The organism is Rhodococcus sp. BP-261, assembly GCF_019835205.1.
GTDB lineage: Bacteria > Actinomycetota > Actinomycetes > Mycobacteriales > Mycobacteriaceae > Rhodococcoides > Rhodococcoides kyotonensis_B.
Window position 1 is genome coordinate 14,784 of sequence record NZ_JABUCO010000015.1, and the last position, 14,331, is coordinate 29,114.

The following is a 14,331-nucleotide window of genomic DNA, read 5'->3' on the forward strand; positions in this document are numbered from 1 at the left end:
TCTATGTATTTTCGTGCACGTGCGGCGCAGCCGCCCGCAACTCCAGGGCGATGTCGATCAGCTGATCTTCCTGCCCGCCGACCAACTTTCGCTCTCCGGCGCGCACGAGCAGCTCGGCCGTCGACACCCCGTACCTCTCGGCTTGACGTTCGGCGTGGCGTAGGAAGCTCGAGTAGACCCCGGCGTAGCCCATCATCAGCGCCTGCCGGTCGAGCAAGCACTCCGCGGGCATCACCGGGCGCACGACGTCCTCGGCCGCATCGCAGATCGCGAAGAAGTCGATACCCGTCTCGATTCCGAGTTTGTCGCACACACCGACGAACGCCTCGACGGGCGTATTACCCGCTCCCGCACCGAACCTCCTGGCGCTGCCGTCGATCTGCTGCGCCCCCGCCCGCACCGCACAGATCGAATTGGCCACTGCCAGATCGAGATTCTCGTGCCCGTGGAAGCCGACCTGAGCGTCGTCACCCAACTCCGCGACCAGCGCGGCGACACGATCGGTCACCTGCTCGAGCACGAGAGCCCCCGCCGAATCGACGACGTAGACGCATTGGCAGCCCGCGTCGGCCATGATGCGCGCCTGCTTCGCCAGCACTTCGGGTGGCTGCGAGTGCGCCATCATCAGAAATCCGACGGTCTCGAGTCCGCGGTCACGCGCGAGACCGAAGTGCTGGACGGCGACGTCGGCCTCCGTGCAATGCGTTGCGACGCGGCAGATCGACGCACCGTTACCCTGGGCGGCGACGATGTCGTCCTTGACGCCCAGGCCCGGCAGCATGAGGAACGCGATCTTGGCGTTCTCGGCCGTGGCCGCGGCGACCGAAATAAGTTCCTGCTCGGGTGTTTTCGAAAAACCGTAGTTGAACGACGACCCGCCGAGCCCGTCGCCGTGCGTCACCTCGATGACGGGAACGCCCGCGCCGTCGAGTGCCGAGACGATGGCGCGCGCATCGTCGGCCGTGAACATGTGCCGCTTGTGGTGGGACCCGTCGCGCAGGGACGTGTCGGTCACTCGGATCACGAAATCTTCTCCTTCACGACGTTCTTGGCCACTTCCTCGCCGACGCGCGTCGCCGCCGCCGTCATGATGTCGAGGTTGCCCGCGTACGGGGGCAGGAAGTCGCCCGCACCCTCGACCTCGACGAAGATCGTCACTTTCGCGTACCCACCCGAGATGTCCGACGCGTCGTCGAACTGCGGCTCGTTGAGCAATCGGTACCCGGGCACGTACTCGGCGATGTCGTCGGCCATCCGGTGGATCGATGCGACGATCGCGTCGGTGTCCGCGTCACCCGGAATGGCGCAGAAGATCGTGTCCCGCATGATCATCGGCGGATCAGCTGGGTTCAGGATGATGATCGCCTTCCCACGCCCGGCCCCGCCGATCAGTTCGATGCCTCGACTCGTGGTCTTGGTGAACTCGTCGATGTTCGCCCGTGTCCCGGGCCCCGCGGACAGCGACGCCACCGACGCGACGATCTCGGCATACGGCACGTCCACCACCCGCGACACCGCATGCACCATCGGGATTGTCGCCTGCCCACCGCACGTGATCATGTTGACGTTGGGTGCATCGAGATGTTCGTGCAGGTTGACCAGCGGCACCACCGCGGGCCCGACGGCTGCCGGCGTCAGATCGATCGCACGGATGCCCGCCTCGGCGTAGCGCGGCGCAGCATCGCGATGGACGTACGCCGACGTCGCCTCGAACACCAGATCGGGCTTCTCGTCCTGGGCCAACAACCAGTCGATGCCGTCGGAGCTGGTCTCGAGACCCAGGTCGGCGGCGCGTTTCACTCCTTCACTGGACGGATCGATCCCGATCATCCACCGCGGTTCGACGAATTCCGAACGCTGCAGCTTGTACAGCAAGTCCGTACCGATGTTGCCCGAACCGACGATGGCCGCTGTTGCTGTGGGCACGACGAAACCTCCTACCGATCAATCGAATTCGAGTACGACGGCGCCGAGCCCGGCGAAGTTCGCGCGGAATCGATCGCCCGCCCGCACATCGACGGCCCGCGTGCACGATCCGGGCAGCACGATGTCGCCCTTCTTCAGCCGCACACCGAACCCGTCGACCTTGCGGGCCAACCACGACACCGCGGTCACCGGATTGCCCAGCACCGCGTCGCTCCGCCCCTCCGCGACGCGAAGGTCGTTGCGCAGCAGCACCGCATCGATCGCGGTCAGATCGATGTCCGACGGCGCCACCCGCTGCTCGCCGAGCACGAACCCGGCGGACGACGCGTTGTCGGCAATCGTGTCGGAGAGCCCGATCTTCCAGTCCTTGATCCGACTGTCGATCAGCTCCATCGACGGAGCCACGAACTCGGTCGCCTCCAGCACGTCGTCCGTGGTGCACGACGCACCCGGCAGGTCGGCGCCCAGCACGAACGCCACTTCCACTTCGACGCGGGGGTAGCAGTACCGCGCGGAATCGACCGGACTGTGTTCGAACACTTCCATGTCCGCGAGCAGGTGGCCGTAGTCGGGCTCGTCGACGCCCATCATCTGCTGCATCGCACGCGACGACAGTCCGACCTTGTGCCCCACCACCGCAGCCCCGTCGTCGACGCGTCGTCGAATGTTGATCAGTTGGATCTCGTATGCGTCGACGACGTCGATGTCCGGCTCGTCGCGCGCGATCGGACCGATCGGTGTCCGATTCGTCTCGGCGGCAGCCAATCTGGCCGCGAGTTCAGTGCGCGTCTGCGTCGACAGCATGCCGCTCCCCCATCGCCACGTTGATTCCGGCCCGCCGACCGGAGAAGATGCAGTCCGCGAGCGACAGTCCGCTCACGTACGAGTTCGAACACAGCCCGACGGCCGTGCGGCCCGCGGCGTAGAGGCCTCTGATCGCCTCACCCGCGTCGTCTTTCACTTCGCCTGTGTCCTCGTCGACGACGAGACCGCCGAGCGTGATCATCGGACACGGATTCATCATTCTGCTCAGAGCTCTACCCGCCGGGATGCCCGCGTCGTACACCGTGAACGGCGGTGACGCGATGGGCCGTCGAAAATCGTCGTGCTTACCGAACGGGTCAGGGCTTCCCGACGCGATCGCCGCATTGTGTCGGTCGACCGTCTCACGCAGGCCCCGTGGGTCGATGCCCGCTGCTCGTGCGACCTGCTCGACGGTGCGACCGCGCACTGCAGTGCTGCGCAATCCCGCGTTCTGGACTCGCTGGAACCACATCGCCTGCCGTGGCAGCCGCTTCGCGGCGTCCTTCGCCAGGTCCGCGTCGACGAGCACCCACCCGCGCCCGCGCCCCGTCGTGACGATCGCATGCCCGAGCGCCGCGCCGTACCGTGACTCGTCGACCATGCGTCGACCTGCGCCGTCGATCAGCAACGAACCGAGGAACGGATCGGGTGGCACGATGAACCGCCACGCCGAGACGTTGCCCAATTTCGCAGTGGCAGCACCGATCTCGGCCCCCAGTGCGATACCGCTGCCGTCGTCGCCCGCGGTCCCGAGAGCGAGACCGCCGGTGTAATCCGGCGCGTGCTCTTTCATCATCACGCGATCGGCGACGAACCCGCCCGCACTGAGTACGACGCCGCGGCGCGCCTCGATGCGGACGGTCTCGCTGTACTTCTTCTCGATGTGCGCCAGACGCCTCTCGAGCAGGTAACGAAACTGGGGCACGTAGATTCCAGGCTTCGCGGACAGTGCCCCGAGGACTCGATGCACCCGCCGGATGCGCTCCGGCGCGTCGATCAGCGTGCGGCACTCGACACCGCGAACTCGACCGTCCTCGACGAGGAGATCACACACGCGAGTCTGTGGAAGTAACTGCACGCCCGCATCTTTCGCAGTGCGCGCAAGCGGGCCGAACAACATCTTGCCCGACGTCCCCTTGCCCCTCGCGCGATGACCACGCGGCGCGGGCGTCGCGACGGCACGAAATCGGCCCGCCGCTTCGCTGCCCGAGTAGTACAGATAGTGGCGATTGCTCGGATAGGACGTCTTGTACGGACACAGCGTCGGTGAGAACGGCACCCCGCGCGCCGACAGCCAGTCGATCGTCGCGGCGCTTCCGTCGCAGAACCGTCGAAGGGTCTCCGGCGTCACCGCGTCACCGATCTCCTCGGCGAGGTATGCGTACATGTCGTCGACGGAATCCTCGACGCCCGCCTCTCGTTGCACGGCGGTGCCGCCACCCGCGTAGACGACCCCGCCCGAGATGGCGCTCGCACCGCCGCCCGCATACCGATCGACGGCGACGACGTCGGCACCGGCTTCGGCGGCCTCGAGGGCGGCCGCAACACCGGCGGCGCCGTACCCGACGATCACGACGTCGGCGTGCAGATTCCAGGTCACCGACTCACCTCCCGATATCTGGGTCGTTCCTGCAGGCTCCACTCCCGGCATCTGGGTCGTTCCTGCAGGCTCCACTCCTGGCCTCGAAACTGTAACGTGTTTTTGTTCCGACGCCGAGAAGGACGGATTCTTCCTGGCAGAAAGCATGGACTGGCGCGTGTTCAATTCTATAACGTGTTCTACATGATCACGGAGGATTACGACATCGTCGTCGTCGGCAGCGGCGCCGGAGGTATGACGGCCGCACTGACCGCGGCACACCGCGGACTGAGCGTCGTCGTCGTGGAGAAGGCGTCGCACTTCGGCGGCTCGACAGCTCGTTCCGGCGGAGGCGTGTGGATCCCGGGCAACGAGGCGCTGGAGGCGGACGGCGTCGACGACACTCCGGAAGCCGCGCGGGAGTACCTGCACTCCATCATCGGCGACGTCGTGTCCAAGGAACGAATCGACACCTATCTGGAACGCGGGCCGGAGATGCTGAGCTTCGTCCTGAGGCATTCCCCACTGAGAATGCAGTGGGTGCCCGGTTATTCGGACTACTACCCGGAGGCGCCGGGCGGCCGCGTCGGCGGGCGTTCGGTCGAACCCACCCCGTTCGACGCGTCGTGCCTGGGCCCGATGATCGAGCAGCTCGAGCCCGACTACGGCAAGGCCCCTCTGAATGTCGTGCTCACCCAGGCCGATTACCGAACGATCAACCTTCTGCGACGCCATCCCAGCGGCATCGCGCGGGTGGGCCGCGTCGGAATGCGTTGGCTTCGAGCCAAACTCACGGGACAGCATCTCCTCGGGCGCGGCCAGGCGTTGGCCGCAGCTCTGCGAGCAGGTCTGCTCGACGCCGGCGTGCCGGTTCTGCTCGGCACCGCGATGACCGATCTCGTCGTCGAGGACGGACAGGTGCGCGGAACCGTCTGCGGCGAGCGAACTTTCATGGCTCGGAAAGGCGTCGTCCTCGCGTCGGGAGGATTCGAACACAACGAGGAGATGCGCACGAAGTACCAGCGTCAACCCATCGGAACCGAGTGGACCGTGGGCGCGAAAGCCAACACCGGCGACGGTATCCGCGCAGGGCAGAAACTCGGAGCAGCAACCGATCTGATGGACGACGCGTGGTGGGGACCGTCGATACCCCTCACCGGCGGCCCGTGGTTCTGCATCGCCGAACGCACGCTACCGGGCGGCATCATGGTGAACGCATCGGGACGCCGGTTCCTCAACGAGGCCGCCCCGTACGTCGAGGCGGTGCATCGGATGTACGGCGGCGAGTACGGCGTCGGCGACGGGCCGGGCGAGAACATTCCGACGTGGATGATCATCGACCAGCGCTACCGCGACCGCTACATATTCGCCGGACTGCAACCAAAGAAGCGTTTCCCGTCCCGCTGGCTGAAAGCCGGGGTGGTGGTCGAGGGGTCCACCATCACCGAACTCGCGGAGAAAACGGGTCTTCCAGCCGAGAACCTGACCGCAACGATCCAGCGCTTCAACGGTTTCGCGCGCACCGGCGTCGACGAGGACTTCGGACGCGGCGACAGTGGCTACGACAAGTACTACGGGGACCCGACCAACACACCGAACCCCAGCCTCGGAGCGCTCGACAAACCACCGTTCTACGCGGTGAAGATGGTGCCCGGCGATCTCGGCACCAAGGGCGGACTCGTCACCGACGCGGACGCTCGCGTTCTTCGGGACGACGGCAGCGTCATCGACGGGCTGTATGCCGTCGGCAATGCCAGCGCGCCGGTCATGGGTCACACCTACGCCGGGCCCGGCGCGACGATCGGGCCTGCGATGACGTTCGCGTACCTCGCGGTCCTCGACATGGCGGGACGGGACATGGCAGGAAGGGATCACCGGTGATCGATCCGTCGGTCGCGATCGGCGCCGAGCTGCCGGCGCAGCACTTCTCGTGGACCGCGCGCGATGTGCAGACCTATCACCTCGCACTCGGTGCGGGCAGTCGACCGACCGACGGCGACGAACTGCACTACCTCGACGACGCCGGGCCACAGGTGCTTCCGACGTTCGCGACCGTCGCGGCGACCTTCCATGCGACGGATGCGCCGCGCGTGCAGTTTCCTGGCATCGACATCGACTTGGCGAAGGTGGTGCACGGAACACAGGAGATCACCGCGCTCGGCGCGATACCGCCTGCAGGAGAGGCGTGTTCGATCACCCGGATCACCGAGGTATGGGACAAGGGCAAGGCCGCGGTGATCGTGCAGGAAACGACCACGACCACTCTCGACGGAATCGCCCTGTGGCGTGCACGGCCGTCGATCTTCGCCCGAGGAGAAGGCGGCTTCGGCGGCGAGCGAGGACCGTCGCCGTCGGTCGCCGTGCCGAATCGCGAAGCGGATGTCGTGCTCGACGTGCCGACCCTTCCCCAGCAGGCATTGATGTACCGCATGTGCGGAGACCGCAATCCGCTGCACTCCGACCCCGAGTTCGCGCTGGCCGCAGGGTTTCCCGCGCCGATACTGCACGGCCTGTGCACCTACGGCATGGTCTGCAAGGCCGTCACCGACGGCGTACTCGGTGGCGACGCCGGAGCCGTCGAGCATTTCGGGGCCAAGTTCGCCGGCGTCGTCTACCCCGGCGAGACGCTGACGTGCCGAATCTGGGACGACGACGGTCGCTACCTGGCCCATGTGACCGTCCGTGACCGCGGCGACGCACCCGCCCTGACCGATGTCGTGACGACCACCCGCTGACACCTACCGATCGGACGCCACACCATGCCCGAGCTCACCCGTCGCCAATTCATCGCCGCAGGCGCAGGCGCCGTCGCCCTCACGTCCGTGATGCGCGCGGTACCCGTCGACGCCGCCCCGTTCGGTAGCTCCGACGCGACTCTCCCTGCGCCACCGAACTTTCCTCCCGGCATTCCTCTGTACCAACAGCGGTACCAGAACTGGTCCAAGGAAATCGTGCGCGATGCCGTGTGGACGTGCTCACCGACGACGCCGGACGACGTTGTCACACTTGCCAACTGGGCGCATGCCCATGGGTATCGGATTCGGCCGCGAGGCGCGATGCACGGCTGGACCCCGTTGACGATCGTGAACGGAGAGAACCTCGACCGCATCGTCCTCGTGGACACGACGGTTCATCTGAACGGCGTCGCCGTCGACCCGTCGGCCTCGACGGTCACCGCAGGGGCGGGCGCCACGATCGAGGCGATGCTTCAGCAGCTCGAGGACAACGGACTGGGGTGGGTCAGCGTCCCTGCGCCTGGCGTGTTGACCGTCGCGGGAGCGCTGGCCGTCGACGCGCACGGTGCCGCCGTCCCGGCCGACGGTGAAACACCCACTCCCGGAACGACGTACGGGTCGCTGAGCAATCTCGTCACCTCGCTGACGGCGGTCGTGTGGGACGGAACCGCGTACGCGCTGCGGACGTTCGACCGGTCGGATCCCGAGATCACACCCCTGCTCACCCATCTCGGGCGCGCTTTCCTGACCTCGGTGACGATGCAGGCCGGAGCCAACACCCGTCTGCGATGCCAGAGCTACACCGACATTCCGTGGCGTGGGATGTTCTCTGCGCCAGCGGCTTCGGGACGTACCTTCGAAAGCTATCTGAATCGAACCGGACGCGTCGAAGCGATCTGGTACCCGTTCACCGAGAACCCGTGGCTCAAGGTGTGGTCCGTCAGCCCGACGAAGCCGCCGGAGTCGCGAGAAGTGAACGGCCCGTACAACTATCCGTTCTCCGACAACCTGCCGGAGGCTGCATCCGATCTCATCGGGCAGTTGACTGCCGGAAACACCTTCATAGCGCCGGCTTTCGGTCAGGTCTACTACGGAACGACGGTGGCGGGCTTGGCCGCAACGGGGTCGTCGGACCTGTGGGGCTGGGCGAAAGACCTCCAGTTCTACATCAAACCGAGCACACTGCTGCTCACCGAGGGTGGCGGCGCCGTCATCACGAGTCGCGGACGCGTCGCACAGGTGGTACACGACTTCGCCGAGTGGTTCCACGAACGCGTCACGTACTACCAGTCCATCGGGCAGTACCCGATCAACGGACCCGTCGAGATCCGGTGCTGCGGTATGGACGACCCGGCCGACGTCGTCGTCGACTCCGCGGGCCCGCCGACCATCTCCGCGATGCGTCCGCGTCCGGATCATCCCGAGTGGGACACCGCGGTGTGGCTCAACGTCCTGGGCGTTCCTGGCACGCCGGGTATGTTCGCGTTCTACCGGGAGATGGAACAGTGGATGCGCTCGTACTACACCGGGTGGGCCACCTTCCGCCCCGAGTGGTCCAAGGGATGGGCATTCGGTGCGGAACTGCCGTACCAGGATCGAACCGTCATCGGCACCACCCTGCCGAACACCTACCGCGAGGGCGTCCCGGCGTCGGAGAACTGGGACACCGCCCGCGCCACCTTCGACTCGCTCGATCCGCACCGGATCTACAGCAACACCTTCATCGACCAGTTGCTGCCGTAGTGCGTGTGGCAGGGTGGGCACTTCCCCACCCTTAGGTCTCTTCCGACTCGGCCGCAGAAGGTGAAACGTCGGACGTGCACCACCGAACCACCTCACGAAGGACTGTTTCCCATGCGCTCCACCATCGCCGCGGTCGCGATCGTCGCGAGTTCGCTCGCTGTCGGGTCGGGCATCGCAGGCGCGACAGAAGTCCATTCGACGTCGACGCAGGACGGCAACGCCGTCTACATCACCACCGGTCCGTCCGACCGCTGCCAGTCGTTCGCCGACGACGCCAACCGTGCCCTGTCGTCCGGTGACAGCGCGGGCGCTCGGCAGATCGCCGACTCCGCGCAGGCACAGGACTGCACGCTGATGCTCGTCGTCCCCTAGAACTGCCACCCACCCACATCGATGGACCGCCACAGCCGGTAGACGACTACCGCGCGCCATCGATGCCGGTATCTCCCCGTCGTGACTCCCGATAGGGAAGGATGCACCGGGTGAGATGGTGGTGGTACCCGGCGCTGGGAACGAGTGCGTGCGTCGGATACTTCGTTCTCCCTGCAGGCAGCGTGTCCGCGTCGATCTACCTCGTGGTCGCAGTGTCCTCGGTGATCGCGACGATCATCGGCATCAGGGTCAATCGGCCGACATCGGTTCGAGCATGGTCGTCGATCGCAGCTGGGATCGGACTGTGGGCACTCGGTGACGCCACCTACTACTGGACCTCCGAGACGACGGGAACGGTACCTGTGCCGTCGGCGGCGGATCCCGTGTATCTCGTCGGGTACGCGTTTCTCGCGGCCGGACTGTTCTGCCTGGTTCACACGGGATGGAGACGCGGCGAACTGAGCCACGTCGCGAACAGCAGCATCGTCATGATCGCTTTCGGGCTCCTGATGTGGGTGTTCGTCGTCGATTACGACGCCGTCGACGTATCCACAGCCGCCGGAATCGTCGGGGTCGTCTACCCGGCGATGAGCGTGTTCCTACTCGGCCTGCTCGTGCATTTCATCGGCGGCATCCAGTGGCGCAGCGCGTCGTTCCGGTTGCTGACCGCGGCGCTCCTCGCGACCATGCTCGCCGACATCGCGTCGAGTGTCGCGTCGGTGGCGAGTTCGCGCAACGCAAGCGCGTGGGCCGAAGCCGGATATCTGGCCTTCTACGTTCTCGCCGGCGCCGCCGCGCTACATCCGTCGATGCGCACGCTCGTACCGTATGCGCGAACCGCGGGTTCGTCGACGCGTCTCGCCGCGTCCTTCAACGCGCCCGCCGTCGCCGTATTGACGTTGGCCGCACTCGTGCCGCCGGTCGCCATGGCGCTTCTGCTGTACCGCGGCACACCCATCGTCGAATGGGGTTGGGGCATCGTGCTGTGCGCCTCCCTGCTGGTGTGCCTCGTGTTCGTTCGAGTGATCGACCTGCTGCGGTTGCTGCACCAACAGACACAGTCGCTTCGGTCCGTCGCGGAGACCGACACACTGACCGGGCTGCTCAACCGCCGTGGCCTGCAGGTGTGGATGGACACTCCACGGCACACGACGAAGCGTCTCGCGCTGCTGCTTCTCGACATCGATCGGTTCCAGGAAATCAACGACACGTTCGGACCCGAGATCAGCGACGAGGTCCTGTGCGTCGTCGCCGACCGCCTCGTGAGCGCCGTCGGGAGCCGTGGAGCGATCGGACGCGTCGGCGCCGACGAATTCGCCCTGGCCGTGCGCGCCGACGAACGTGAAGCCATGGCGATCGCGGAGTCGATGAACCGGTCGCTGAGGGAGTCCGTCGCCGTCCGCCACACCACGCTGCTCGTCGAAGCGAGCGTCGGCGTCGCGTTCGCACACGACGACCCCAGCAGCGGCGACGCAGGCTCCGACGGGTTGATCCAGCGCGCACGTTTCGCAGTCCATTCGGCCAAGACGGTCCAGCCGCGCATCGCTCGGTACGACACCTCGATGGATCGAGACAACAGCACGCAGCTGCTCTTGCTCAGCGACCTGACCGCTGCGCTCGACGCAGGACACCTCGAGCTGTACTACCAGCCGCAGGTCGACCTGCAGACCATGGTCACGACGGGCGTCGAGGCGCTCCTCCGGTGGAACGACCCCGACCGCGGCGTCATGGAACCTCACCTGTTCCTCCCGATGGCCGAACGGACCGGTCTGATTCGGCCGCTCGCCGAATTCGTTCTCACCGAGGCGCTTTCGCAGCGGCAGCAGTGGAGTAGGAGCGGTCTCGACGTCACGGTGTCGATCAACCTGTCCACCCGAAATCTGCTCGACGCCGAGCTGATCGACCAGGTCCGTCGAGCTTTGTCCGTCACAGACAGTCGCGGCGAGAACCTGACGATCGAGATCACCGAGACCGTTGCGATGGCAGATCCGCCCGTCGCGATCGAGGCGATGCACGGTCTTCGGGAACTGGGCGTCACCCTCGCGATCGACGACTACGGCACCGGATACAGCTCGCTCGCCTATCTGCAGCGCCTGCCGGTACAGCAGTTGAAGATCGACAAGACCTTCGTCCGGGACATCGATTCGACTCTCGCGCATCGCGTCATCGTGCAGTCGACGATCGACCTCGCCCGCACCCTCGGGCTCAGTGTGACGGCGGAGGGCGTCGAGAACCGTGAGACGCTGCTCGAACTACGCTCGATGCAGTGCACCACCGCACAGGGATATCACCTGGGACATCCGGTTCCCGGTAATGAGATCCCGGCACGCGTGGCCGCATTGCACGGTGAACTGAAGGAACTGGCGACACGACCATGACCGACTTGTCTTCCCCGTCCCCGATGTCTCTGTACTCGGCCATCGCCTCGCGCCGCGACGTGAGAGCCGAATTCAGCGGAGACCGCATCGACGACGGCGTCCTCCGGCGCATTCTGTCGGCGGCGCATCAGGCTCCCAGTGTCGGCAACACGCAACCATGGGACTTCGTCGTCGTCCGCTCATCCGACACGTTGTCGACGTTCGCGACACACGTGCAGGAACAGAGGTGCGCATTCGCCGACTCGCTCCCTCCGGATCGACGCGCCACGTTCGACCCGATCCGAATCGAAGGCATCGAGACGAGTGGCACCGGCATCGTCGTCACTTACGATCCGTCGCGCGGTGGTCGACACGTACTCGGGCGCGCTACCGTCGACGACACCGGATTGTTCTCGGCGGTGCTCGCCATCGAGAATCTGTGGCTCGCAGCCGTTGCCGAGTCCATCGGCGTCGGCTGGGTGTCGTTCTACGACGAGGCGTTCCTGACCGAGCTGCTCGACATCCCCGATCCCGTGAGGCCGATCGCGTGGTTGTGCGTCGGACCGGTCACCGAGCTTCAGCGCGTCCCCGATCTCGAGCGGTTCGGGTGGCGACGCGGTCGCCCGCTCGACGACGCCATACATCACGAGAAGTACCGCGGCGAGTCGCACTGAGTCGGATCGGCGCAGCGTCGCACCGGGCAGTCACCGCCGTCACGGGGCCTCGACCGGGTACAGGTCGTCGACCCGCTGCTCGTCGAGAATCCAGCGGTCGACGTCCTCCAGCGGCTCGGCAGTGAGCTCGGCAGGAGCCGCATGGGTGCGCGTGATGGGTTCGGTGCGCGCGGCGGGTTCGGTGCGCGCGATCGGTGCCGTGACTCGATCGGCGTCCGATTGTTGCGAGACAGCAGGTTTCACGGGAAACTGCTCGAATTCGTTCCACGACAACGGTTCCGCCGACTGTTCTACGTCCGTTTCCGGTGTTCGCGACGGAATTCGCACCAGTATTCCGAGCCCGTGCGTCGCCGCCAGCAGACTCACGGGCGCAACGGTCGCGATGGCTGCGGACAGCGCCGGATGCAGGACACCCGCGTGAGAGATGAACGCATGCAGCGCATTTGCGCCGATACTGACCAGCGCCGCGATGACCAGGACCCACCAGAAGAAGCGTCGACCACTGCGTTGCTCCTCGAACTGCGCCAGCGTGATGACCGAGATGGTCGCCTGCAGGATGGTGCCGTCGACGATGACGGGCCACAGCCAGGACAGACTACGCGGCACACCCGCCATGGTGGCCAGATCCCACAGCGCAGCGAAACTCAGGACGAACGACGCGATGCCGATGACCGTGGTGATGACGACCGCACTGACGAGCGTTGCACGTAGGACCTTGTTCATGGGTCGACATCTTGCAGGACCCCACCGACAAGGTCAGGCGTGAAGCCCGCGGAATGACCGCCATACCGGTCGAGACTCAGGCCGGCGTCGATTCCGTGCGGTAGTAGTCGGCGCGGTCGTGAGCAGACATGCCGCCCCACACGCCGTAGGGTTCGTTGGCCGACAACGCGTGCGACCTGCATTGTGCGAGAACGGGACAGCGTCCGCAGACAGCCTTGGCCTTTTTCTCACGCAGCGCTCGCGCTCGTCCGCGTTCGCCTTCCGGATGGAAGAAGACCGAGGAATCGTAGCCGCGGCACAAGCCGTGAAGTTGCCAATCCCATACGTCGGCACACGGAACCGGAAGTTCGACCGGCCGAGAGGGTGCACCTCTCACCATGGATGTCTCCTCATCACTCGAGCGCCGACTCGAATTCGTGATCAGCTTGCTGCACGGCCAGTGCCGTGAACCAGTTCACTATCTCCGATTCGACATACTTTTCGCAAGACAATCATTCATTTGTAATACGTAAAAACCAGCGCCGCTGCTTCATTCAGCACCGGCCTTGTCGCCGAACCGACTTTCCACTTCGGCGATGATCGTGGCCGCGACATCGGCCGGAGGCGGACCGACGTCGATGACGATTGCCTGCTCGTCGGGTTCGATCGGCTCCAGCGTCGACAATTGCGTGTCGAGAAGCGAACTCGGCATGAAGTGGTCCATGCGCGCATTGAGTCGCCCGCTGATTCGGTCCCGCGATCCGGCAAGGTGCACGAACACCACATTCCCGTTCGAACCATTTCTCAACACATCTCGGTAACTGCGTTTCAGAGCCGAACACGTGACGATTCCCGGTTCACCCGCGGCGGTGTGCGCCCTGATCCAGTCGGCGATCTTCTCGAGCCACGGCCATCGATCCTCGTCGGTCAATGGAACGCCCGACGCCATCTTCTCGACGTTCGACGCCGGATGCAGATCGTCGCCTTCTTCGAGATCCCACTTCAAAGCGCCCGCGAGAATGCCTGCGACAGTGGACTTTCCCGAGCCGGAGACGCCCATCAGAACCAGAACGGGGTATTCGGAGCTCACGTCAGATCACCACGCTCGACGCCGGCACGCCGCCAGGCCTGCCACCGAGTTCACGCATTCCACCACGCTCCATGTCTTCGGGTTCTGCTCGACGGTTGTACCCAGAAATTTTCGGGCCAACCAGAACTCGCCGTCGTTCGTGTGCCACGAATGCGCCGAGGCCGACGGCGACGATTTTCGCGGTCGGCGAGACGGGCAGGTGAAGTGTCGGCAGGGCGGCGAGCGCGACGCCCCCGAGACGATCGGCTGACGCGGCGGGATCGCCCGCAGCCTGGGCAGGTGCTGTGAACATGTTCGCTTCCGTATCGAGAGGTGGTGTAGCCCGTGCCTGCACGGTGATGCGGCTCAC

At 65.6% G+C, this 14,331-nt stretch carries 14 protein-coding genes; 6 read left to right on the forward strand and 8 right to left on the reverse strand.

Going from position 1 to position 14,331, the window contains the following annotated elements:
- Position 1 precedes the first annotated feature (1 nt).
- From dmpG to HQ354_RS16595, 4 genes are read right to left on the reverse strand one after another with little or no spacing between them, the layout of a single operon-like run.
- Positions 2 to 1,024, reverse strand: a complete 1,023-nt coding sequence (gene dmpG / locus HQ354_RS16580; RefSeq protein ID WP_222635204.1) for a 4-hydroxy-2-oxovalerate aldolase — start codon at positions 1,022 to 1,024, stop codon at positions 2 to 4.
- Positions 1,021 to 1,926: an acetaldehyde dehydrogenase (acetylating) gene (locus HQ354_RS16585; protein ID WP_068423051.1), complete on the reverse strand. Its 906-nt coding sequence runs from the start codon at positions 1,924 to 1,926 to the stop codon at positions 1,021 to 1,023. Before HQ354_RS16585 ends, dmpG begins: the two co-directional genes overlap by 4 nt.
- 18 nt (positions 1,927 to 1,944) lie before the next feature.
- The gene (locus HQ354_RS16590; RefSeq protein ID WP_068423054.1) at positions 1,945 to 2,730 is read right to left on the reverse strand and encodes a 2-keto-4-pentenoate hydratase; all 786 of its coding nucleotides are present in this window, start codon (positions 2,728 to 2,730) and stop codon (positions 1,945 to 1,947) included.
- The gene (locus HQ354_RS16595) at positions 2,705 to 4,330 is read right to left on the reverse strand and encodes an FAD-binding protein (RefSeq protein WP_254303442.1); all 1,626 of its coding nucleotides are present in this window, start codon (positions 4,328 to 4,330) and stop codon (positions 2,705 to 2,707) included. Before HQ354_RS16595 ends, HQ354_RS16590 begins: the two co-directional genes overlap by 26 nt.
- Positions 4,331 to 4,513: 183 nt before the next feature.
- Between HQ354_RS16595 and kstD the strand changes: the two genes are divergently transcribed.
- The 6 genes from kstD to bluB all read left to right on the forward strand — a co-directional run bounded on the left by kstD (position 4,514) and on the right by bluB (position 12,190).
- Positions 4,514 to 6,190: a 3-oxosteroid 1-dehydrogenase gene (gene kstD / locus HQ354_RS16600; protein WP_084423612.1), complete on the forward strand. Its 1,677-nt coding sequence runs from the start codon at positions 4,514 to 4,516 to the stop codon at positions 6,188 to 6,190.
- Positions 6,187 to 7,044 carry a MaoC/PaaZ C-terminal domain-containing protein gene (locus HQ354_RS16605; protein WP_222635205.1) on the forward strand — a complete coding sequence of 286 codons (858 nt, stop codon included), beginning with the start codon at positions 6,187 to 6,189 and terminating at the stop codon, positions 7,042 to 7,044. Before kstD ends, HQ354_RS16605 begins: the two co-directional genes overlap by 4 nt.
- Positions 7,045 to 7,068: 24 nt before the next feature.
- Positions 7,069 to 8,787, forward strand: coding sequence for a cholesterol oxidase substrate-binding domain-containing protein (locus tag HQ354_RS16610; protein ID WP_068423064.1), 1,719 nt, complete (start codon positions 7,069 to 7,071; stop codon positions 8,785 to 8,787).
- A 111-nt stretch (positions 8,788 to 8,898) separates the two neighbouring features.
- Entirely contained in the window at positions 8,899 to 9,159 is a 261-nt protein-coding gene (locus tag HQ354_RS16615; RefSeq protein WP_068423066.1) for a hypothetical protein, read from the forward strand.
- 110 nt (positions 9,160 to 9,269) lie between these two features.
- Complete coding sequence (locus tag HQ354_RS16620; RefSeq protein ID WP_222635206.1) at positions 9,270 to 11,537, forward strand: bifunctional diguanylate cyclase/phosphodiesterase; 2,268 nt, start codon at positions 9,270 to 9,272, stop codon at positions 11,535 to 11,537.
- On the forward strand, positions 11,534 to 12,190 hold the full coding sequence (gene bluB / locus HQ354_RS16625) for a 5,6-dimethylbenzimidazole synthase (protein ID WP_068423075.1): 657 nt from the start codon (positions 11,534 to 11,536) through the stop codon (positions 12,188 to 12,190). The genes HQ354_RS16620 and bluB overlap by 4 nt, the downstream gene beginning before the upstream one ends.
- Before the next feature lie 39 nt (positions 12,191 to 12,229).
- Here the strand turns inward: bluB and HQ354_RS16630 are convergent, their stop codons facing one another.
- From HQ354_RS16630 to HQ354_RS26030, 4 genes are all read right to left on the reverse strand, one after another.
- Entirely contained in the window at positions 12,230 to 12,913 is a 684-nt protein-coding gene (locus HQ354_RS16630) for a DUF2637 domain-containing protein (RefSeq protein ID WP_222635207.1), read from the reverse strand.
- Between the two features lie 76 nt (positions 12,914 to 12,989).
- Entirely contained in the window at positions 12,990 to 13,292 is a 303-nt protein-coding gene (locus HQ354_RS16635; RefSeq protein WP_068423077.1) for a WhiB family transcriptional regulator, read from the reverse strand.
- A 150-nt stretch (positions 13,293 to 13,442) separates the two neighbouring features.
- Positions 13,443 to 13,952, reverse strand: a complete 510-nt coding sequence (locus HQ354_RS16640) for a gluconokinase (protein WP_084423613.1) — start codon at positions 13,950 to 13,952, stop codon at positions 13,443 to 13,445.
- 36 nt (positions 13,953 to 13,988) lie between these two features.
- The gene (locus HQ354_RS26030; RefSeq protein ID WP_167674241.1) at positions 13,989 to 14,102 is read right to left on the reverse strand and encodes a hypothetical protein; all 114 of its coding nucleotides are present in this window, start codon (positions 14,100 to 14,102) and stop codon (positions 13,989 to 13,991) included.
- Between the last annotated feature and the right edge of the window lie 229 nt (positions 14,103 to 14,331).

Excerpts from the sequence above, each read along its gene's own strand:
- bluB (WP_068423075.1), top strand. The coding sequence starts at position 11,534 with ATGACCGACTTGTCTTCCCCGTCCCCGATGTCTCTGTACTCGGCCATC.
- HQ354_RS16610 (WP_068423064.1), top strand. The coding sequence starts at position 7,069 with ATGCCCGAGCTCACCCGTCGCCAATTCATCGCCGCAGGCGCAGGCGCC.
- HQ354_RS16635 (WP_068423077.1), bottom strand. The coding sequence starts at position 13,292 with ATGGTGAGAGGTGCACCCTCTCGGCCGGTCGAACTTCCGGTTCCGTGT.
- HQ354_RS16640 (WP_084423613.1), bottom strand. The coding sequence starts at position 13,952 with ATGGGCGTCTCCGGCTCGGGAAAGTCCACTGTCGCAGGCATTCTCGCG.
- HQ354_RS16615 (WP_068423066.1), top strand. The coding sequence starts at position 8,899 with ATGCGCTCCACCATCGCCGCGGTCGCGATCGTCGCGAGTTCGCTCGCT.
- kstD (WP_084423612.1), top strand. The coding sequence starts at position 4,514 with ATGATCACGGAGGATTACGACATCGTCGTCGTCGGCAGCGGCGCCGGA.
- HQ354_RS16630 (WP_222635207.1), bottom strand. The coding sequence starts at position 12,913 with ATGAACAAGGTCCTACGTGCAACGCTCGTCAGTGCGGTCGTCATCACC.
- HQ354_RS16590 (WP_068423054.1), bottom strand. The coding sequence starts at position 2,730 with ATGCTGTCGACGCAGACGCGCACTGAACTCGCGGCCAGATTGGCTGCC.